General features: G+C 69.3%; 18 protein-coding genes and 1 pseudogene. 13 read left to right on the top strand and 6 right to left on the bottom strand.

The window, feature by feature from the left end; all coding sequences use genetic code 11:
• Positions 1–40: 40 nt before the first annotated feature.
• Genes ACZ7GZ_RS35805 through ACZ7GZ_RS35795 form a run of 3 tightly spaced genes read right to left on the bottom strand, consistent with a single transcriptional unit; the run spans position 41 to position 3,599 of the window.
• Entirely contained in the window at positions 41–2,389 is a 2,349-nt protein-coding gene (locus tag ACZ7GZ_RS35805; RefSeq protein ID WP_471030875.1) for an ABC transporter permease, read from the bottom strand.
• Positions 2,386–3,078 (bottom strand): ABC transporter ATP-binding protein, encoded by a 693-nt coding sequence (locus ACZ7GZ_RS35800; protein WP_453411022.1) that lies wholly within the window; start codon positions 3,076–3,078, stop codon positions 2,386–2,388. Before ACZ7GZ_RS35800 ends, ACZ7GZ_RS35805 begins: the two co-directional genes overlap by 4 nt.
• Positions 3,075–3,599 (bottom strand): PadR family transcriptional regulator, encoded by a 525-nt coding sequence (locus tag ACZ7GZ_RS35795; RefSeq protein ID WP_471030874.1) that lies wholly within the window; start codon positions 3,597–3,599, stop codon positions 3,075–3,077. Before ACZ7GZ_RS35795 ends, ACZ7GZ_RS35800 begins: the two co-directional genes overlap by 4 nt.
• Positions 3,600–4,177: 578 nt before the next feature.
• On the opposite strand from ACZ7GZ_RS35795, the gene ACZ7GZ_RS35790 reads away from it, so the two are divergent.
• Both ACZ7GZ_RS35790 and ACZ7GZ_RS35785 read left to right on the top strand, forming a co-directional pair.
• Complete coding sequence (locus tag ACZ7GZ_RS35790; protein ID WP_453411026.1) at positions 4,178–4,390, top strand: cold-shock protein; 213 nt, start codon at positions 4,178–4,180, stop codon at positions 4,388–4,390.
• A 402-nt stretch (positions 4,391–4,792) separates the two neighbouring features.
• Positions 4,793–5,359, top strand: a pseudogene (locus ACZ7GZ_RS35785) (transposase); the annotation flags it as partial.
• Between the two features lie 320 nt (positions 5,360–5,679).
• Here the strand turns inward: ACZ7GZ_RS35785 and ACZ7GZ_RS35780 are convergent.
• The 3 genes from ACZ7GZ_RS35780 to ACZ7GZ_RS35770 all read right to left on the bottom strand — a co-directional run bounded on the left by ACZ7GZ_RS35780 (position 5,680) and on the right by ACZ7GZ_RS35770 (position 9,821).
• Complete coding sequence (locus ACZ7GZ_RS35780) at positions 5,680–5,949, bottom strand: hypothetical protein (RefSeq protein WP_471030871.1); 270 nt, start codon at positions 5,947–5,949, stop codon at positions 5,680–5,682.
• A complete protein-coding gene (locus tag ACZ7GZ_RS35775; RefSeq protein ID WP_471030869.1) occupies positions 5,946–9,056 on the bottom strand; it encodes a type ISP restriction/modification enzyme in 3,111 nt (1,036 codons plus the stop codon). The genes ACZ7GZ_RS35780 and ACZ7GZ_RS35775 overlap by 4 nt, the downstream gene beginning before the upstream one ends.
• A 465-nt stretch (positions 9,057–9,521) precedes the next feature.
• Complete coding sequence (locus tag ACZ7GZ_RS35770; RefSeq protein ID WP_471030867.1) at positions 9,522–9,821, bottom strand: hypothetical protein; 300 nt, start codon at positions 9,819–9,821, stop codon at positions 9,522–9,524.
• An 834-nt stretch (positions 9,822–10,655) separates the two neighbouring features.
• On the opposite strand from ACZ7GZ_RS35770, the gene ACZ7GZ_RS35765 reads away from it, so the two are divergent.
• The 11 genes from ACZ7GZ_RS35765 to ACZ7GZ_RS35715 all read left to right on the top strand — a co-directional run bounded on the left by ACZ7GZ_RS35765 (position 10,656) and on the right by ACZ7GZ_RS35715 (position 18,506).
• Complete coding sequence (locus ACZ7GZ_RS35765; RefSeq protein ID WP_450802389.1) at positions 10,656–11,021, top strand: 6-pyruvoyl trahydropterin synthase family protein; 366 nt, start codon at positions 10,656–10,658, stop codon at positions 11,019–11,021.
• A gap of 99 nt (positions 11,022–11,120) precedes the next feature.
• Positions 11,121–11,792, top strand: coding sequence for a 7-carboxy-7-deazaguanine synthase QueE (locus tag ACZ7GZ_RS35760; RefSeq protein WP_471030865.1), 672 nt, complete (start codon positions 11,121–11,123; stop codon positions 11,790–11,792).
• 1 nt (position 11,793) lies between these two features.
• Entirely contained in the window at positions 11,794–12,405 is a 612-nt protein-coding gene (gene folE / locus ACZ7GZ_RS35755) for a GTP cyclohydrolase I (RefSeq protein WP_471030863.1), read from the top strand.
• 75 nt (positions 12,406–12,480) lie between these two features.
• Complete coding sequence (gene guaB, locus ACZ7GZ_RS35750; protein ID WP_471030860.1) at positions 12,481–13,650, top strand: IMP dehydrogenase; 1,170 nt, start codon at positions 12,481–12,483, stop codon at positions 13,648–13,650.
• Entirely contained in the window at positions 13,647–15,026 is a 1,380-nt protein-coding gene (gene purB / locus ACZ7GZ_RS35745) for an adenylosuccinate lyase (protein WP_471030859.1), read from the top strand. The genes guaB and purB overlap by 4 nt, the downstream gene beginning before the upstream one ends.
• The gene (locus ACZ7GZ_RS35740; RefSeq protein ID WP_471030858.1) at positions 15,023–16,078 is read left to right on the top strand and encodes an adenylosuccinate synthetase; all 1,056 of its coding nucleotides are present in this window, start codon (positions 15,023–15,025) and stop codon (positions 16,076–16,078) included. The genes purB and ACZ7GZ_RS35740 overlap by 4 nt, the downstream gene beginning before the upstream one ends.
• On the top strand, positions 16,075–16,602 hold the full coding sequence (locus ACZ7GZ_RS35735; protein ID WP_471030856.1) for a phosphoribosyltransferase: 528 nt from the start codon (positions 16,075–16,077) through the stop codon (positions 16,600–16,602). The genes ACZ7GZ_RS35740 and ACZ7GZ_RS35735 overlap by 4 nt, the downstream gene beginning before the upstream one ends.
• Positions 16,599–17,276: an HAD family hydrolase gene (locus ACZ7GZ_RS35730; protein WP_471030854.1), complete on the top strand. Its 678-nt coding sequence runs from the start codon at positions 16,599–16,601 to the stop codon at positions 17,274–17,276. Before ACZ7GZ_RS35735 ends, ACZ7GZ_RS35730 begins: the two co-directional genes overlap by 4 nt.
• A complete protein-coding gene (locus tag ACZ7GZ_RS35725; protein WP_471030851.1) occupies positions 17,273–17,581 on the top strand; it encodes a hypothetical protein in 309 nt (102 codons plus the stop codon). The genes ACZ7GZ_RS35730 and ACZ7GZ_RS35725 overlap by 4 nt, the downstream gene beginning before the upstream one ends.
• Entirely contained in the window at positions 17,578–17,922 is a 345-nt protein-coding gene (locus ACZ7GZ_RS35720; protein ID WP_471030849.1) for an SH3-like domain-containing protein, read from the top strand. Before ACZ7GZ_RS35725 ends, ACZ7GZ_RS35720 begins: the two co-directional genes overlap by 4 nt.
• Positions 17,919–18,506 carry a nitrile hydratase subunit alpha gene (locus ACZ7GZ_RS35715; protein ID WP_471030847.1) on the top strand — a complete coding sequence of 196 codons (588 nt, stop codon included), beginning with the start codon at positions 17,919–17,921 and terminating at the stop codon, positions 18,504–18,506. The genes ACZ7GZ_RS35720 and ACZ7GZ_RS35715 overlap by 4 nt, the downstream gene beginning before the upstream one ends.
• The last annotated feature ends 123 nt before the right edge of the window (positions 18,507–18,629 follow it).

Genomic DNA, 18,629 nt, shown 5'->3' with positions numbered 1-18,629 from the left:
TCCCGGCAGGAGGAGCCCACTTCGGGGGATGTGTGAGGGGTTATTCCGTGCGCAGGCCATCCGGGCGCATCATCCGCAGCAGCGGCGGCAGACTGAGCAGCGTGACCACGCCGACCACGGCCGCGCCCACGCCGGTCATGGTCAGGACGCTCGCCCAGTCCATGGCCACCGGTGTACGGGTCATCTTCAGCAGCACCGAGCCGAGGGTGATACCCACCGTTGTGGCCAGTACGAGGCCGAGTCCGACCGGGAGGGCCGTCTGCCACAGCACCGACAGGCTCAGCGTGCGGCGCCGGGTGCCGAAGGCGACCAGCGCGGAGAGCAGCTTCCTGCGCTCGCGCAGCTGCTCCAGCTGGGAGACCAGCAGACTCGCGCCGATCAGTGCCAGCACGAAGGCGGAGCCGACGAACAGGCCGGTGCGGATGGAGGCGTACTTGACGTCCTCCTGGGTCGCCGACCAGCTGTAGGTGCGTGCCAGGGGGTCGATCCGGGCGACGACGTTGCGTATGTACTCCCGTGAGTCCGGCACCGACGGGTCCAGACGCAGGTAGACCCCGTCCGAGGACAACGCGGGCGCGGCCTTGGCGGGCAGGGCGGCGGGGGTGACCAGCAGACCGTTGGAGTCCTGCAATGAGTCCTTGCGTGCGTCCACCACCCGCACGTTCGCCGGAACGGTCCACGGCACCTCGATGCCGGGTTCGGTGGCGTCGTCGTACGACGGGTCGATGTAGAGCTGCCGACCGGGCTTCACCACGGCGATTTCGTCGGCGTTGCTGGGGGAGGCGTAGTGGCTCCTCGTTCGCGTGATGAACGCGTCGCCGTCCTTGCAGGAGGGCAGCGTGGCGAGTTCACGCAGGGCGGTGCAGTTACCCACGGTCAGGCCGTTGGTGTTCTTCGGGTTGCGACGCGCGTCCCCGTACTCCGAGATGGCCAGGGCCACTGCGGCCCGTGCCCCCTTGGTGCCGGTGAACTCGCGCTCGACACCGGACAGCGGCTTGCGGTCGCTGAAGGCGACCTGCATCTGGACCCGGCCGGGGTCCTTGCCGGTGGACTTGGTGTACTGGCTCTGCGTTCCCGTGAACAGCATCTGGAGGGCGATGGCTCCGGCCACGGCGACGGCGATGCCGTTGACCATGCGTGCGGCGGTTCCGCTGCTCAGCTGCAGCCGTCGTACCGCGAGCTGCCAGGAAAGCGCGCCCTTGCCGAGGCGGACGACGACCGCCTCCACGACCCAGGGGAGCAGCGCGGTGATGCCGATCAGCAGCAGCAGCACGCCGCCGATGACGAGGTACTGGTTGAAGTCGCCGTTCTTGCGGCCCTTGCCGATCATCGGGTAGAGCATCGCGAGGCCGGCCAGCGGCGGCAGCAGCCGCCACCACAGCCGGCGGCGGCGCTGCTTGGCCGCGCGCACGACGCCAAGCGGTTCCACCACCACGCCGCGCATCGCGAGCAGCGTGACGAGTACGGCGGCGACCGGGATCGCCACCGCGACCAGCGCGGCGAGCGCGGGTGAGGGATCGAGGTAACTGGGCCAGACGCTCACGCCCAGCATCTCGGTGGAGCCCAGCGTCTGACGGCCGAGGAGGAAGAAGCCGGTGCCGATGACCAGGCCGAGCAGGGCTCCGGCGAGTGCTTCGCCCGCCGCGATCCGCCGGGTCATGTGGCTGTCCGAGCCGACCAGGCGCAGCGCGGCCAGCCGGCGGTCGCGGCGCTCGCCGCCGAAGCGGACGGCGGCGGCGATGAACACGGCGACCGGGGTCAGCAGCACCACGAACACGACCAGGATCATGAGCAGCAGCACCGGGTCGGTCTTCTCGGATGTCGTGTCCGGCTTGCCATACTCGGTCAGCCGGTGCACCGGGGAGAAGTCCGTGAGTTTCAGCCCCGAGGCGCCCGCGTAGTAAGCCAGTTCGTGGGAGCCGATGAGTCCGCTCTCGCCGATCGTGCCGGTGATCTTGTAGGGCAGCCGCTCCCGCAGCAGCTTGGCGCCGTCCGAGGCGAGCAGGTCCTTGAGCGCGGGGGAGACCACCATCTCGCCCTTGCCCGGGAAGCTGTCGACCCCCGGGGGCAGCGGCGCCCGCTTGCCCTCGGGCTCGACGAGCCGGCCGCGGACGTCGTCGTCGTGCCAGGTGGTGTCGGTGTCGGCGATCAGGAAGGTGTTGTCGGCCTTCGGCGGGGCCTTTTCGGAGTACGTGTTGTCGAAGCGGGCCTCCTCCACCTTATGGCGGGCAGCGAACACGTTGGGCAGGGCGGTGCACAACAGGAGCAGTGCCACGCCGAGGCCGACGCCGACGGCGGTGAGCGTCATCCGGACCCAGCCCTCGCGTCCGCCGGTGACGGCGAAGCGGGCCCCCATGACCAGGTCTCTGGCCCACTGACGAAGACTCATACGGCGCGCTCCATGTCGCGGGACTTGCCGTCGCGTACGACGATCTCGCGGTCGGAGTAGGCGGCCACGCGTGTCTCGTGGGTGACGAGGACGACGGCGGCGTTGGTGGAGCGGGCCGCTTCGGTCAGCAGTTCCATCACGCGTTCGCCGTTGAAGGAGTCGAGCGCGCCGGTGGGTTCGTCGGCGAACAGCAGGCGCGGTCCGGTGACCAGCGCGCGGGCCACAGCGACGCGCTGGCCCTGGCCGCCGGAGACCTCGCCGGGACGCTTGGCCTTGAGGTCGTCGACCTCCAGGCGCTCCATCCAGCCGAGCGCGGTCCGCTCGGCGTCCTTGCGGGGCGTGCCGTTCAGCCGCAGCGGCAGGGCGACGTTCTCCACACAGGTCAGCTCGGGCACCAGCTGACCGAACTGGAACACGAACCCGAACTCGGAGCGGCGCAGCGCGCTGCGCTGGGCATCGCTCATCTTCGTCAGTTCACGCCCGTCGTAGGTGATCGACCCGGAGTCGGGCGGCACGATCCCCGCGAGGCAGTGCAGCAGCGTGGACTTGCCGGACCCGGAGGGGCCCATGATGGCGACGACCTCGCCAGGGTGTATGGAGAACTCGGCGCCGTCCAGCGCGTGGGTCGGGCCGTACGCCTTGCGCAGGTCGTACGCGGTGAGCAGGGAACCGGGGGGAGAAGTCGTCATCGGGTCACAGCCTCACGGAGTTTGTCGAGTCGGGCGGCGGTCAGTTCCAGCCAGCGCAGGTCGGCTTCCAGGTGGAACAGGGCGTGGTCGCAGATCAGCTGGTCCGCGAGGTCGCCCTTGCGCTTGCGGTCGGTCAGGATGCGCATGCTGCGCAGGTGCTCGGCGCGCTGGGTGTCGAGGATGAGGGAGGCGTCGCGGTGGGTGAGGAGGGCGAGGACGACCTTGGTGTAGAGGGTCGACTGCAGGTACTCCTCGGGCTTCTCCGGGGTGACGAGCCATCGGTCGACGTCGGTGATGCCCGCGTCGGTGATGGCGTACCGCTTGCGCTCGGGCCCGCCGCCCGCCTCGATCCCGTCGACCTCGACGAGACCGTTCTTCAGCAGCCGGGACATCGTGGAGTAGACCTGGCCGTAGTGCAGCGGCCGGTCGTGACCGAACTTCTCGTCGAAGGCCCGCTTGAGGTCGTAGCCGTGGCGCGGGCCGGACTCCAGGAGCCCCAAAAGAGTGTGACCGATGGACATGAGCTGCACTCTACACACCATGTATACGCAGTGTGTATACATGGTGTGTATACGCCGAGTGTGCAGGTCGTGGCGGGGTGTACGACAGTGCAGGTGAGGGAGCCGGGAACTCCGATCGTCACGGTTCGGAAACAGACGGACGCCGGCGCCGCGGCAATGGTCGTGGGTCGGCGGGCTGTACCTGCTTGCTTGCTGCGGTCGGCGGCCGGTGTTCGGCTGTGCAGGTGAAGGGCGGGATTTCGGTGGGTAGCAGTGGCTGCGAAAGGAACAGTAGGCCAGGACGACGGTCACGGCCCGAGCGTCCGCGCAGGCAGGCCGCACCCGCCCAGGTGGCTGTCCGCCTTCCTCGCCCGGGAGGCAGCCAGGTGGGAACGCCTCTCCCAGCGGCGTGCCTCGTACCGGGGCGCTGATCCGGGAATTCGCCGGGCGCTGATGTTCGATGCCATCGAACGCCGGCCACGCGAGTTCGTGGCGCTGAAGAGTGATCTCCTTGGTCGTAGCCGTTTCACCAAAGCCGTGATGGAGGCAAGGGTGGTGTGCTTGGAAGTGATGCCCACCTCGGAGAGATCGGCGGAAGCGTGAGCAACCGACAGACTGGCACTGTGAAGTGGTTCAACGATGAGAAGGGGTTCGGCTTCATCACTCCCCAGGGTGGGGGAGACGACCTGTTCGTCCACTTCAAGGCTATCGAGAGTGATGGCTTCAAAGCCCTCAAGGAGGGGCAGACTGTGTCTTTCATCGCCGAGAAGGGGCAGAAGGGCATGCAGGCTGCGCAGGTCCGCCCCGAGTAGCCTCCCCACCCTGTGCGCGCCTGCGAATTCCACGTTCTTCTCAGGTGCGCACGCACCCCGTAATGGGCGGAGCCCGCGTGCCTCCTCGCCGCCGCCCGCCCCGCGGGCACAACAGTCGCTCCGGCCGGTCGTCCGCGACCGGGTCGCGCCCGACTTCGCCGTGCGGATCGTCCACGTGGGCAACCAGCGTCAGTTCACGGTGGCACCCGCACCCGCCTCCCGGGGCCCTGGTCGGCGAGTTCCCGTGAGGCGAATGCGGCAGTACACCGGCTGCCGCGCGGAGGACCCGCCGACCTGCGCGGCGGGGGCTGCGTCGAGGAAGTCGCGCGCGAACGCGGGGAGGTCTCCGACGCGGGCTGGTCGGCCGATGAGGTGCTGGCCTACCTGGACCTGCACCAAGAGCCGGCCGGATGCGTACGACTGTTCAAACTCGCCAAGTACTCCGCGGTCAAGGCCCGCACCCAGGCGATCAACCCGCTCAAGGCCGTCCTGGTCGTAGCCGATCCCGCTCTGCAGGAACGATTGTCCAGCCTGGGCAACCGCGAGCTGAAACAGCGCCTGACCCGGCTCGTCGAACGCCATGCCCCACAGTTGCTGACACCGGTGGGCATCGGACCGGACAGCGCCGTCACCTTGCTGATCACCATGGGAGACAATCCCGAGCGGCTGGGCACCGAGGCGTCCTTCGCCGCTCTGTGCGCAGTCAGTCCCATCGAGTACTCGTCGGGCCGGCGCAACTCGCGCCGGCTCAACCACGGCGGCGACCGGCAGGCCAACGCCGCTCTGCACCGGATCGTGCAGACCCGCCTGCGCTTCGACCCGCGTACCCGGGACTACTGCGAACGCCGCATCAAGGAGCGCAGGACGCGACGCGAAATCGTCCGATGCCTCGAACGCTACGTCGCCCGGGAGGTCTTTCACCTGATCCGGCCCACATTCTCACACCCCCTGTCATGGGGGCTGTCGTGAGAGATGAGAGGGTCTGACGGGTGAGCGAGACACACGCCGCACCCAGGAAGGCAAGACTCGACCCGAAATCATCCGATGCCTCAAGCGATATGCCGCCCACGAGGTGTTCAGCCTGGTCAGACCGGTTTCCCGCGCCCCCGCGTTATAGGGGCGTGTGATCGCTCGTGACAGGTGAGGATTCCCGTCGGATCGCTCCGGTGGGGGTCCTGCGTAGACGGGGACCTGATACAACGACGCCCTGCTGGCTTGCTGCGGCGGGGCGTCGTCGTGCAAATATTCCGTTGATGTTGCGGGCGTCAGGTACTCAGGCCGGACGGGTGTCAGTCCGAGAAGTCGAGGCTCTCCTGACCAGGGCCGGGGGCGCGTCGAGACTTCCGCGGCGGTTTCGGTTCCTTGGTTGCGTAGGCAGGTACGGGCAGGATGCCCTCGCCCCGTAGGTCGTCGGTGCTGATGAGCGGGCCGCTGCTCACTGCGTCCAGCAGCCGGGCCTGTCGGGGTTCGAGGGCTACGAGGAGCCCGAGCGCGTTGATGAGGTCAAGCAGGTCAACGGTCCACCGGGCAGGCCAGGTCGGGGGCAGGATGTCGTTCAACGGGGTCTTCGTTCCACGTCTGGCTTGCGCTTGCGGAAGCTGAACCACTTGCGGATCACCTGCACCCCGCCGATCCGATAGTCCCAGACTTCCGGCGCCACCGGACGTATGCAGCCCGTGCCCACCGTGAGGGTTCGCGTGGACGCGTCGTAAGAGATGTCCGCAGGTAACCCGTCGTCCTCTCCGATCACGACGACGCATTCCGGTTGTTCCTCCGGGGGAAGCCTCGGGGACGAGCCGGGTGAACTGTCGTGGTGGGAGGCGAAGCGCTGGCCGTACGTGTGGATCCACACCGTGCGCCTGCCCACTTCCACGAGCTCCGCCCATAGAGCCGGGTCGCGTGTTACAGGGATACGGACACCGCGCTCGGCGAGGTTCGCGGCGAAGCGGCGGGTGTAGCCGCTGTGGCCGGCTGTTCCCGCGATGTACGCGAAGAGGTCCTCGGCGGTGACCGTCACGCCGTGCGTCTTGGTGAGAAGACGCAGCAGGCCAGGGGTGACGTTTGGCTCAGCCTGGTGGGGGTGGCGGTAGAGAGGGGCGACACGGCCGCCTTCGGTGCCTTTGAAGTGGTGCATGTCGGGCAGCAGGGCAGTAAAAGTCACTGCCGGCCCCGGACGGCCTGATTCCGTGTGGAGTTCGGACAGGTAGATCTGACGCTGGTCGTTGTGGGCGAACCACAAGGCCGGTCGCGGAAAGTCGATCACTCGTCTGTCCGCGATGATGTACTGCCTGTCGAAGGTCATCCGGCCGTAGGGAACAGTGACCGGCAACGTCTCCTTCTCCCCGGCAAGGCTGTCCCTTTCCTGCTGGCCGGGCAGTGGTGGTTCCGGCTTGTCCGGACGGCGGTCTCTGGTTGTTTTCAGCAGTGCGGCCTTGTCCTCCGCTGGGGCTTGGACGAGTCTGCGCCACCGGCTCTCCAGGACGTCCCGGCTGGGTGAGACGGGCCAGCTGCGGTTGTTCTTGTTGCCGGAGCTCGTCCAGGGCAGTAGGGCGTCCACCGGTGGCATTGCCGACCACTCGGAGTCGGACAGGACGTGAAAAGGCGCGGTCCACTGTGTGGGGCAGAGTTGCCAGGAGGTCCCGTCGCGATGACCGTCGAGGCCAAGCCCTTCCAGCCAGTTGAACTTCTCCTCGCGTGTGCCCGCGGGGACGTCGAGTCGCCAGACCCGCGCCGGTGTACCCGCGTCCGGGGCGCCATGGCGGACGAAGACGGCGATGCAGATCTCCCGCTTAACATCCTGGAAGACACGGGTGCGCGTGTCGGAGTAGGCGCCCTCGGGGGAGAGACCGATGATCCAGCCCTCGTCGGCGGCCTCGCGCAGGTAGTGGCGCATGCCGGCCGATCCCTCGCTGTCCAGGTATCCGGAGTTGGTGATGAGGGCGACGATCCCGCTGGGGGCCTTCGGCGCTCCCGAGGCGGTCAGCTGGTCGAAGACCTTCCAGGTGGACCAGGCCCAGAAGTAGACGTAGAGGTTGTCGAGGGCGTATCCGACGCGTCCGTTGTCCTCTGGGTGGAAGCGGGCGAGGATCGGGCCCTGGTCGTTCGGGTTGCCCTCGGTGACCCAGCGTCCGACGCCCGACTGTCTCGCACCTCGCAGGTAGGGCGGATTGCCGATGACCACCATGACCTTCTCGTCCGCCTTGATCTTGTTCGCCATTCGGCGGTGGCGGGCGATCGCCTCGTACATGAAGCCCAGGTGGTGCTCGACGGCGGGATCGTCGAGTGTGTCGGCCACCAGAAGTCTCGGCGGGCGGCGCGTGATGTCGGCGTCGTGGGACCGGAAGGCGTGGTGCACACGGAGTTCGGCGACGGCGTACGGCCCGGTCTGTTTCTCCAGCCCGACCAGCCGGTCGGAGAGTTCCCGCAGAAGCCCGGACTTGAGCGTGCTGCCGTACTTCAGTGCCAGGGACTTGGCGACGTGGTCGATGATGTTGATGAGGAAGGTCCCGGTGCCCATGGCCGGATCGACGACGGTGACGTCCTCGCTTCCGTAGCCGTCCTCCTGGCCGAGCCGGTCGCGCAGCACCTCGTTGGTGAAGCCGACCATGAACCGGACGACCTCGCCGGGGGTGTAGTACGTACCCGTCCGCCGTCGCAGTTCCGGGTCGTAGGCGCTCAGAAAGCCCTCGTACAGGTGGAGGTAGGCGTCTCCGGTCTCGTCCTTGAACATCTCGGGGTCGACGGCCGATATGACGTCGATCAGCGGGTCGATGATGCCCCGCAGGTCGTCGAGGGCGTCGTCCGTCAGCACCGCCAGCGCCTTGCCCATCAAGGAATGCCGCTTGCCCAGTCGGATCGCGACCTCGGGGAGCGTGAGCCTGCCCAGATCAATGTGCTCCAGGCAAGCCAGCAGCATGGCAAACGTCAGCGTCTGACTGTATTGGTCCGCGAACTCCTCCGGGCGAGCATCGGGAAAGAGCAGGTCCTTCCAGTTGCCGGCCAGGATCGAGAACGCAGCGTCAGCCTCCCCGTGCTCCTCTCGGGTGAGACGCTCGGTGACCTCGTCACGCAGCAGGGCGCAGATTCCCGCGATGCGCTTGACCAGTTCGTTGATGCTGTCGTGCACAATGGGCGCTGGCAGGAAGAAATGCGTGAGGGCACGCTCGAACGCGGTGTCCGCGACGACGAGTTGCCGGCTACCGGAATAAAGTTCCCCCACCAGGATTCCGGTCGGGCCGACCTGTACGCCGAAACGGTAGACCGCCCACTGGTATCCGTCGGTGTACAGCACATTGTGGAGTGCCTTGATCTTCTCCCACTGCTTGCGGTCGCGGCTCTTCACCGACCACTTCTCCGGATCGGCCCCCGAGCCCGGCTGCTTCAGCTCGACGTGCCCTATGGTCCTGCCGCCGCAGGCGATGGCGTAGTCGGGCCGGATCCCGAGTTCCTTGATGCGACTCTGACCGTGGACGATGAGCTTGAGGCGTTGCCGTGAGGCCATGCCGCGCAGCAGATGCTCCACCGGCACGGTCAGGCTGTCCTCCCTACTGCTGACCGCCCCTGCCGGACCTTGCAGCTTGGCCCTGACCTCCTTGCCGAACTGGGCAACGAGGTCCGCGACCGATCCGGTCGTGCCCTTTCCCGCCCAGACGTCCCCTCTTGCCATCGGCCCCCCAAGGTTGCACCCACGCCGACGATCAGACCCATACAGAATGCCCATGACATCTCAAGCAGCAAACACCAGTGGATGTAGGTTGATTGGTGACAAGCCGCCAAAGCTCGGCGTACGGACGTGGGTTGGAGAGTGAGCCGGGAGTGCGTCCCGGGCGTGCGTCAACGTGCGGAGCGCAATCGGTGGACGGTACGGCGATCTTGCAGGCACGCTGGGGCGATCGCGGGGGCAACTTGCGTGCGTCAAACGAAGCCATCATGGCTGCGGGGCTCCTGGTATGTCCCCGCTGCTGCTCTCGGAGATCGACCACGTCGCCACCCGCGAGCTGAGCCGTGCAGCGGCGCTCAGCGCGGTCGACGACATCCGACATTGCGTGCGACGAGGCCGTGCCGTTCTGTCTGATATCACGGATGATCATCTGAGTGCCACCCAGTCGGTGCGCGCGCCCGCTATCGCGGCTCAGGGGCCGTAGGGGCTCCAGTGCCCGAGGAAGGGCCTGAGGTCGTCGGCTCGTGGTTCGGGGATGTCGGGCAGTCGGGGCGGTGTGTGCAATGGGTCGAGGCGTTCGACGGTGGATGCTGCCCAGCTGATCCATGCTTCGGCTTCGGTTCTGGTCTGCCCCGGTGGCATGGCCTCGACTCGCGTGCGTACCGCGCTCACGTACTCCGTAAGTCCGGTGGCGTGGCGCCATGCCGATTCCTGCGCTTCAAAGCGTCTGAAGCGGTACGCCTCGGCGTACCGGATGCGCGCGTCTTCCATGGCGGCTTCCCAGCGGATGCGCTTCTGGCGTGCGGCTTCGATCTCGTCGAGACGTCTGCGTTCGGCGGCTTCGCCGCGGCGGGTGACCTCCTGTGCGATCTCGGCGAGCTGCTCTTCGTGGGCGCGGCCGGGGGCGTCGGCCCATTCGCTCGCCCGGTGTGGCTGGCCGCCGCTGAGGACAAAGCGGAGGCGTTCGGATGGGGTGTAGTCGAAGCGGGGGATCCCCTGACCCAGGAGTGCTTCTTGGCGTCGGCGAGTTCCTTCTCGGTGGCAACGTGCTCGGTCCGGTCCTGCTCCTGGAGGACGAGAAACCCCACGGGCTGGCCCTGTGCCGTGATGGTGAAGTGAGGATGTGCCCTGCGGCGGCGATGAGACGGGGGCGCGAACGAGCGAGCTGACGTGGCTGCAAGCCGGATAGACGGAGAACGGTAGGTGGGTGCTGTCCTGCGGCGGGGTCTGACGACGGCCGGACCACCGGGGGCGACCCCCCCGGCGCCCCACGCCATGGACGGAAAGCAGGGCGCGGCATCCGTCGGGGCCCGGCTTCCGCAGCCACCACCATCCAGCGCGCCCGTCTCGAGCGTGCCGCGGCCAGGACCAGCGCCTGCATACCCGGGAAGCCGCCCAGCAGGCCCAACTGGCCAGTCTCGCAGCCCAGCAGGCCGACCGGGAAACATACCTCAGCCCACCGAGGTGGTCTGTACCCCGGCCGCACCGCTGGTATCTCGGTGACCTTCGGTGTCCTCTCTCGGTGCCCGGCGGCGTCGTCTCACGGTGGGTGCCGTGATGCTCCAGAACCACGCCGTCCACACCATATGAGGCGGGAGGTACGACATGACATTTCGCATCAGCAAGCAATTCCGCTTCTCGGCCAGCCACCGGCTGGAGGGGCTTCCCGCGGAGCACCCGTGCGGGCGGTTGCACGGCCACAACTACGTGGTGGAGCTGGAGTTGTCCGCTGCCGGTGACGCCTTGGACCCGACCGGTTTCGTAAGGGACTACGGGGATCTCGCCGAGTTCAGCAAGTGGCTGGACAAGGCCTTCGACCACCGGCACCTCAACGACGTACTGGAGGGCGCAAACCCGACCGCGGAGCACCTTTCGCGGTGGCTGTACGAACGGTGGGTGCCCCGGTACCCCGAGCTGAGCTGCGTGCGGATCAGTGAGACGGACAAGACGTGGGCGGAGTACCGGCCGTGACCGGCTCGCGCGGCGCCGCGGACCGCCGGACGGAGGGAGGTGGTGCCGAGGCGGAGCCGAAGCTCGTGGTCAACGAGATCTTCGGCCCCACCTGAGACCGTGCAGGGAGAGGGTCCTTCCGCTGGTCAGCGCTGTGCATTCGTACGGCTGGGGGGCTGCAACCTGGCATGCCGCTGGTGCGACACCCCCTACACCTGGGACTGGACCGGAAGCAGCGACGCCGGGCGGGCGTACAAGCCCAGCGAGGAACTGCATCCCATGCCCTGGCAGGAGGTGTTCGACCGGCTGAGCGCCTACCGGGTGCCGCTGATCGTCGTCTCCGGCGGGGAGCCGCTGAGCCAGCAGACGAGACTGCTGCCGCTGCTGCGCGCGCTGACCGACAGCGGTCACCGTATCGAGATCGAGAGCAACGGAACGGTGGTGCCCCGGCCCGAACTGATCGCCACCGGCGTGCGGTTCAACATTTCGCCCAAGCTGGCCCACTCCGGCGACCCGGAGGAACGCCGGCTCGTGCCCGAGGCGCTGGCAGCGCTGGCGGCGGTGCCCGGTACCGCTTTCAAGTTCGTGTGCCGGACCGTCCAGGACCTCGACGAGGTGGCCGCCGTCGTGGCGCGCCACGGCACCACTCCGGTCTGGATCATGCCCGAGGGGCAGCGACCCGACGACCTGAACCGCCACCTGGCGGCGCTCACCGACGAGGTCATGGCCCGTGGCTGGAACTTGACGACCCGAATGCATGTCGCGCTGTGGGGCGACAGGAGAGGCGTGTGACGTGAAGCAGATTGCCGACGGAGACATCGAGGAAGCCGAAGGACTCGAGGACAAGGCCGGGCAGGGCACCGATCCGTTGGAGGAGGTGGCCCGCCGGCTGCTGGTCGAGATCGGCGAGGACCCCGACCGGGACGGCCTGAAGGACACCCCGGCTCGTTTCGCCCGCTGGTGGCGTGAGTTCACACGCTACGACCCGGGAAAGATCGGCTCGCTGTTTCCGCTGGAGTGCACCGGAGAGGCCGTGGTGGTCTCCGGCATCCAGGTGTGGTCGCTCTGCGAACACCACCTCCTGCCGTTCTCCTGCACGGTCACCGTCGCCTACCTGCCGCAGAGCAAGATCCTGGGCCTGTCGAAGTTCGCCCGGATCGCGCACCGGCACGCCCACCGGCTCCAGGTGCAGGAGCGTCTCGTGCGCGAGATAGCCGATGAGATCACCGAGGTGACCGGGTCGGACGACGTGGCTGTGCTGGCTCGGGGCGAGCACCTGTGCATGAGCATGCGGGGGATCCGCACACCGGCGCTCATGACGTCCACGGCCTTCCACGGCATCTTCAAGGAGTACGGCCCCGCCCGCAGCGAAGTGATGGCCGCTGCCTTCCCCGGTGGCCGGTGAGCCGGCGCTCGCCGTCCACCGCCAGCCGGCCGCGTCCCACCCCGTCCCCTTCCCGCGACACAGGAGAAGTTCCGTATGCCCAAACGTGAGATCCGCACAGGGCTCAGCCTGGACGACGTCCTGCTGGTGCCGCAGCGCACCTCGGTGGCCAGCCGCTCGATGACCCGGCTGGACACCAAGCTGTGCGCCGGCATCGAACTGGGCATACCGGTGCTGTCTGCCAACACCCCGTGGTGCACGGGAGCCCGTATGGCCGAGGCGATGGCCCGCCAGGGCGGTCTCGGGGTCGTGCACCGCATGCAGACGGCCGAGGACCAGGCCGCCGAGGTCGCCGCGGTGAAGGCCGCGCCGGTGGGCCGGGCCGGCGACACGCCCGCGGACACGGGCCCGCGACCGGCCGTCGACGCGCAAGGACGGCTACTGGCGGGCGCCGCGGTCGGCGTGATCGACGATTACCTCGAGCGCGCCGAACGGCTCGTCGCGGCAGGTGCCGACGTACTGGTCACCGACGTGGCACACGGCCACGCCGACTACGTGATCAAGGCCGTGGCGGAACTGCGCGCCCGTTTCCCCCGTACGTCCCTGATCGCGGGCAACGTGGCGACCGCCGCCGCCACCCGGGACCTGATCGACGCCGGCGCGAACGCGGTGAAGGTCGGCATAGGCCCCGGAGGCATCTGCACCACACGCATCGTCGCGGGCAGCGGGGTGCCGCAGCTCACCGCGGTCCTCGACTGCGCCGAGGAGGCCGCCCGCAGCGGAGTCCCGGTGATCGCCGACGGCGGCATCAAGACGCCCGGCGACCTGGTCAAGGCGCTCGCCGCCGGCGCCCACACGGCGATGCTGGGCAGCGCCCTGGCCGGTGCCGACGAGAGCGCGGCCCGCCTGGTCGAGCACGACGGACGCAAGAGCAAGGTCAGCACGGGCTTCGTCACCTTCGGGATGCGCCTGACACTCAAGCGGGCCCGCGGCGGGCAGGTCAGCCGCGAGGAACTCGAGGCGTACACCCCCGAGGGCGTCGAGGCGACCTTCGCCTACAGCGGAAGCCTCGCCACAACCCTGCGCCCCTTCCTCGGGGGGCTGCGCTCGGGCATGAGCTACAGCGGCGCGCACGACCTGGCCACACTGCACGAGCGGGCCGAGTTCGTCCGGATCACCCCGGCGGGGCTCGCCGAGAGCCGGCCCCACGCCCTGCAGCGTGCCGAACAGCTGCCGCTGGACTACTCGGCGGAGGCCGCCGGATGACCTCTGTACTGAATACCGGCCGCTACGGCAGCGCGCAGATGCGCGCGTTGTTCACCGACCCGGCGCGGTACCTGCTTTTCGTACGGGTCTGGGGCGCCCTCGCGGAGGTCCAAGGCAGGCACGGGCTCATCCCCCGGGAAGCCGCGCAGCACATCGCGCAGCGGGCCCAGGCGCACGTGCCCGACCAGGCCGCCATCGCACGGATCGAGCAGACCAGCAACCACGAACTCTTCGCGGTGATGCAGGCGTTCGCACAGACCTGCGGCCCGCACGGCAGATACGTGCACTACGGCGTCACCAGCAGCGACATCCTCGACACCGCGCTGGCCCTGCAGACGGACAGCACGATCGGCCTGCAGCGCACTCGGCTGACCCGGCTGATGACGGTCCTGCGGGAGCGGATGGACGCCGACGGCGATCAGGTGATGATCGGCCGAACTCACGGCCAGCACGCCCAGCCGGTGACCTTCGGCGGCAAACTGGCCGTGTTCCTCGATCAGTTGACGCGCTGCCTGGTCCGGCTGGACGAGCTGCGTGAGCGCGCCGTGATGGGCAAGGTGTCCGGCGCGGTGGGCACGCATGCCGGGTTCGGCCCGCTCGGCCCGCAGGTGGAGCGTGATGTGTTGCGTCAACTGCGGCTTCCCGAACCGCAGATCTGCGGCCAGGCGGTGGCCAGGGACCGGATCGCGGAGTTCGTCTGCTGGGCCGCGCTCACCGCGGCATGCCTGGAGAACCTGGCCACCGAGATCCGCAACCTCCAGCGGACCGAGATCGGCGAGGTCGCCGAAGCCTTCGCCGAGGGCGACCAGATCGGCAGCTCGGCCATGCCCCACAAACGCAATCCGGTCCGCTGCGAACGCGTCTGCAGCCTGGCCCGGCTCCTGCGCTCCCTGGTGGGGCCGGCTCTGGAGAATGTGACGACCTGGCACGAACGGGACCTCGCCAACTCGGCCAACGAGCGCTTCACCCTGCCCCAGGCGGGCGTCTTACTGGACGAGATGCTCACCGTCATGACCGCGGTCGTCGGCGATCTGCGGGTCAGGCCCGAGCGGATGGCGGCGAACCTGGCCCTGTCCCGCAACGCCCACGTCAGCGAGGCCGTGCTGCTCACCCTGGTCGAGCGCGGCCAGGACCGGCTGACCGGCTACCGGGCGCTGCAGCGGGCCAGCGCCGTCGCCGCGAGCGAGGGACGCGACCTGCTGGAGGTCCTGGCGGACGATCCGGCCGTCACCGCCCGGGTGCCGGCCGCCGAACTGGCGGCGCTGGCCACGGCGCCACCGGGCGTGGGAGCGAGCGCGGCCCTGGCCCAGGACGCGGTGCGACGGGCGGAGCGGGCCCTGGCCGCCTCCCCCTCGGCGGAAGGACGGGCGGCATGACCCGTACAACACGACAGACCGGCACGACACGCCCCCGCTGCACGATCGTGGTCGGCGGCCAATGGGGCGACGAGGCCAAGGGAAAGATCTCCAGCTACCTGGCCCTGCGGGACGATCCCGCCGTCGCGGTCCGCGCCGGCCTCGGCCCGGGCGCCGGGCACACCGTGGTCCACGAGGGGCGCACTCTGCGGCTGAGGCAGGTGCCCAGCGCCGTGGTCAACCCGCGCACCCGGCTGCTGCTCGGCGCCGGCGTGCTGATCCGCCCGGAGGTGCTGCTGCGCGAGATCGAGGAGACCGGCGTGACGCACCGGATCGGCGTCGACTACCGCGCCACCGTGATCGAACCCGAACACATAGCCGTCGAACAGGCCGACACCGGGCTGCGGGAGACCGTACGCAGCACCGGCAGCGGTCATGGCCCCGCGCTCGCCGGACGGGCCATGCGCGCCGCACGTCGCGCGCAGGACATACCCGAGCTCGGCCCCTACCTCGTCGACACCGCGGCCGAGGCCAACCGGGCCGTCGACACCGGCGAGGGGGTCCTGGTGGAAGGAACGAACGGCTTCGGCCTGTCTGTCCTGTACGGCACCTATCCCTACACCGTCGGCAAGGACTCGACGGCGAGCACGGCCGCCGCCGACGCAGGGCTCGGCCCGCTCGCCGTCGACGAGGTCGTCCTCGTCCTGCGGGCTCACCCCACCCGGGTGGGAGCCGGCCCCTTCCCCACCGAGATCGACCCCTGCGAGGCGGAACGGCTGGGCATCGTGGAGTACGGCACGGTGACCGGGCGACGGCGCCGCGTCGGCGGCTTCGACATGGATCAGGCCAGGGAGGCCGTCCGCATCAACCGGCCGTCCAGGATCGCCCTGACCTTCCTCGATCATGTGGCGCCGAAGGTCCTCGGCCAAAGCAGCGGCGAACTGCCGGAGGCGGCGGCCGCGTTCGTCAAACGGATGGAGGAAGGACTGGAACGCCCGGTTGACCTGATCGGCACCGGGCCGGGCAGCGACCACCTCATCGACCGCTGGATCCCGACCGGAGGCACACAGTGAACGCCGTTCCCACATGGCGACGCCAGAAGCTGCTCACCATCGGGTGGGCCGAGGCGGGCCGGATGATCGACGCCCTGGCCCGGGACATCCGCGCCGACGGCTTCGCGCCCACGGTCCTCGCGGGCATCGCCCGCAGCGGCCTGCCGGCCGCCGTCGCGCTGTCCAACCTGCTGGACGTCACCGACTTCCGCATCCTCGGCATTCCCCGCAACACCACCAACAGCCGCTACAGCGAGCGCGGCGAGGCCGTCCTCGACTACGTCGTACCGCAACGGCCCCTGACCGGCGAGCGGGTGCTGATCGTGGACGACATCATGGGTGACGGCGGCACCATGGCCCTCGCCCGGCAGACCGTCCTCGACCAGGGCGCGGCCGGGGTTCGCTCCTGCGTCCTGGTCCGCAACGTCGGCTCCCGAGGCCGGCCGGACTTCCACGCCGCCGAGGTCGACGACTGGACGGTCTTCCCCTGGGAACTCCCGCCCGCCGAGGGAGAGACGACCGGCACCCTGGAAGGCCCGCGGTGACCGCCACCACCGTCGTCCTCGACCGCGACGGCACACTGCTGGACTTCTACGAGATGTTTCACCGCTTCATCCTCGACCTGCACCGTGAGCAGGGAGCACCGCCTCCCGGCCGTGAGGAGATCCTGAGCCATTCCTACTGGACGGCGATCACCAGTGGCCGGCTGCACATCGGACGCGTACGCGTGCGGGACAGGGTGGACGACGTGATACGCCGCTACATGCCGCACGGCACCCTGTATGAGGGCGCCGTGCCCGCCCTGGTCGCGCTGAAGGCGGCCCGGGTGCGCCTGGCGCTGGTGAGTTCGTGGATCGGCACGCCTCAGACGCGGGCACTGCTGCGCGCCCACGGGGTGGCCGACTGCTTCGGGCCCGTCCTGACACGCGACGACCTGCCCGTGTCCCCCTCACCGGTGTCCGACACCCAGGCCAAGCTGACGCTGGCGCGCCGTGCTCTGGACCGTCTCGGGCACCGAACCGGCGACCGGCTGTTCGTGGTCGGCGACACTCCGGACGACGTGGCACTCGGCCGACGACTGGGCGCCGTCGTGGTCGGGGTGCGCACCGGCAACGGCCGCATGCTGCCGGACACCCCTGAGGAAGGCCCCGACATTCTGCTGCCCTCCGTCGCCGGACTCGCCGAACTGGTCCTCGTCACACCGCGGGAGGCCTCATGAGCCGCCCCAACGACGTCGGCGGCGCCGAGGGGTTCGGCGCGCTCACCGACGCTCTTCCCCTGGACCAGCCGATCCTGGAGGCGTACGGCCCCGACGGCCGCACCGCGTGGGGTACCGACTGGCAGGCCCGGGTGTGGGCCCTGGTCATCGCCCTCGGCCTGAACGGCGTCTGCTCGGCCAGCGAACTGCGCGACGCCGAGGAACGGGCTGATCCGGCCGAGTTCCTGGCGTCCTCCTACTACGAGCGGGTGGTCGCCGGGATCGAACGGCTGCTGCGCGAGCGCGGACTCCTGGGGGACGTATGACAGCAGGAGGTGTTCCCGGTAGGCCCCCGGCCTTCCGCGTCGGCCAGCACGTCCGGGTACGCAGCGCGGACCCCGCCCACCACACCCGGGCACCCCGCTACGTCCGCGGTCACATCGGCCTGGTACGCGTCGTGCAGGACGCCTGCGAACTGCCCGACGACATCGCCCGAGGCCGCACCCCCGCGGCCCGACTGCCCGTGTACACGGTCGCCTTCGCCGCCCACGGCCTGTGGTGCGTACCCCCGTCCCGGGCCGGCGACGAGGTGCTGTGCGATCTGTGGGAGTGCTATCTGGACATGGCCGCCCCAGGAGATGGAACCGACCAGGAGGAGACCCGGTGAACGCAGCGCACACCGACCTGCCCATCGCTGCCCGGGTCCGGCGCCTGGAGGCCCGGCTGGTCGCCCGCGGGTTGGTGACGGACGAGCAACTGGACGCCATTCTGGAACAGCACCTGTACCGGGCCACTCCGTTCAACGGTGCCAGGCTGGTGGCCCGGGCCTGGACGGACCCTGACTTTCGTACCCTGTTGCTCGACGACGCGGAACAGGCACTGCGACAGGAAGGTCTGGGTGGCCTGCTGGCGCCCGACGAGCACCTGCGGGTGGTGGAGAACACGGCCGAGGTCCACAACGTCGTGGTGTGCACGCTGTGTTCGTGCTACCCGCTGCTTCTTCTGGGCCCCTCGCCGAGTTGGTACCGCAGCGATGCCTACCGCTCCCGGGTCGTACGCGATCCGCGCGGCGTACTGGCCGAGTTCGGCTTCCGTCCGCCGGACAACGTGACCATCCGGGTGTGGGACGCCACTGCGGAGGCCCGGTACATGGTGCTGCCACGTCGCCCGGACGGCACCCAGCACCTGGACGAGGAGGCGCTGCGTGCCCTCATCACCCGCTCCGGCCTCATCGGTACCGCTCCCGTGTAACCGTGCGGCGCACGGGGCGAAGAAGTGCGGTGGGGGGGGGGGGGGGGGGGGGGGGGGGGGGGGGGGGGGGGGGGGGGGGGGGGGGGGGGGGGGGGGGGGGGGGGGGGGGGGGGGGGGGGGGGG

Source organism: Streptomyces sp. NPDC037288 (assembly GCF_055603265.1).
Note: the sequence above shows the minus strand (reverse complement) of the source record. Positions and strands in the feature narration are given on the sequence as shown.

Bases quoted from the DNA above. Each gene is read 5' to 3' on its own strand.
- ACZ7GZ_RS35805 (WP_471030875.1), bottom strand. From the start codon at position 2,389: ATGAGTCTTCGTCAGTGGGCCAGAGACCTGGTCATGGGGGCCCGCTTC.
- ACZ7GZ_RS35800 (WP_453411022.1), bottom strand. From the start codon at position 3,078: ATGACGACTTCTCCCCCCGGTTCCCTGCTCACCGCGTACGACCTGCGC.
- ACZ7GZ_RS35795 (WP_471030874.1), bottom strand. From the start codon at position 3,599: ATGTCCATCGGTCACACTCTTTTGGGGCTCCTGGAGTCCGGCCCGCGC.
- ACZ7GZ_RS35775 (WP_471030869.1), bottom strand. From the start codon at position 9,056: ATGGCAAGAGGGGACGTCTGGGCGGGAAAGGGCACGACCGGATCGGTC.
- ACZ7GZ_RS35770 (WP_471030867.1), bottom strand. From the start codon at position 9,821: ATGGAAGACGCGCGCATCCGGTACGCCGAGGCGTACCGCTTCAGACGC.
- ACZ7GZ_RS35765 (WP_450802389.1), top strand. From the start codon at position 10,656: ATGACATTTCGCATCAGCAAGCAATTCCGCTTCTCGGCCAGCCACCGG.
- guaB (WP_471030860.1), top strand. From the start codon at position 12,481: ATGCCCAAACGTGAGATCCGCACAGGGCTCAGCCTGGACGACGTCCTG.
- purB (WP_471030859.1), top strand. From the start codon at position 13,647: ATGACCTCTGTACTGAATACCGGCCGCTACGGCAGCGCGCAGATGCGC.
- ACZ7GZ_RS35740 (WP_471030858.1), top strand. From the start codon at position 15,023: ATGACCCGTACAACACGACAGACCGGCACGACACGCCCCCGCTGCACG.
- ACZ7GZ_RS35725 (WP_471030851.1), top strand. From the start codon at position 17,273: ATGAGCCGCCCCAACGACGTCGGCGGCGCCGAGGGGTTCGGCGCGCTC.
- ACZ7GZ_RS35720 (WP_471030849.1), top strand. From the start codon at position 17,578: ATGACAGCAGGAGGTGTTCCCGGTAGGCCCCCGGCCTTCCGCGTCGGC.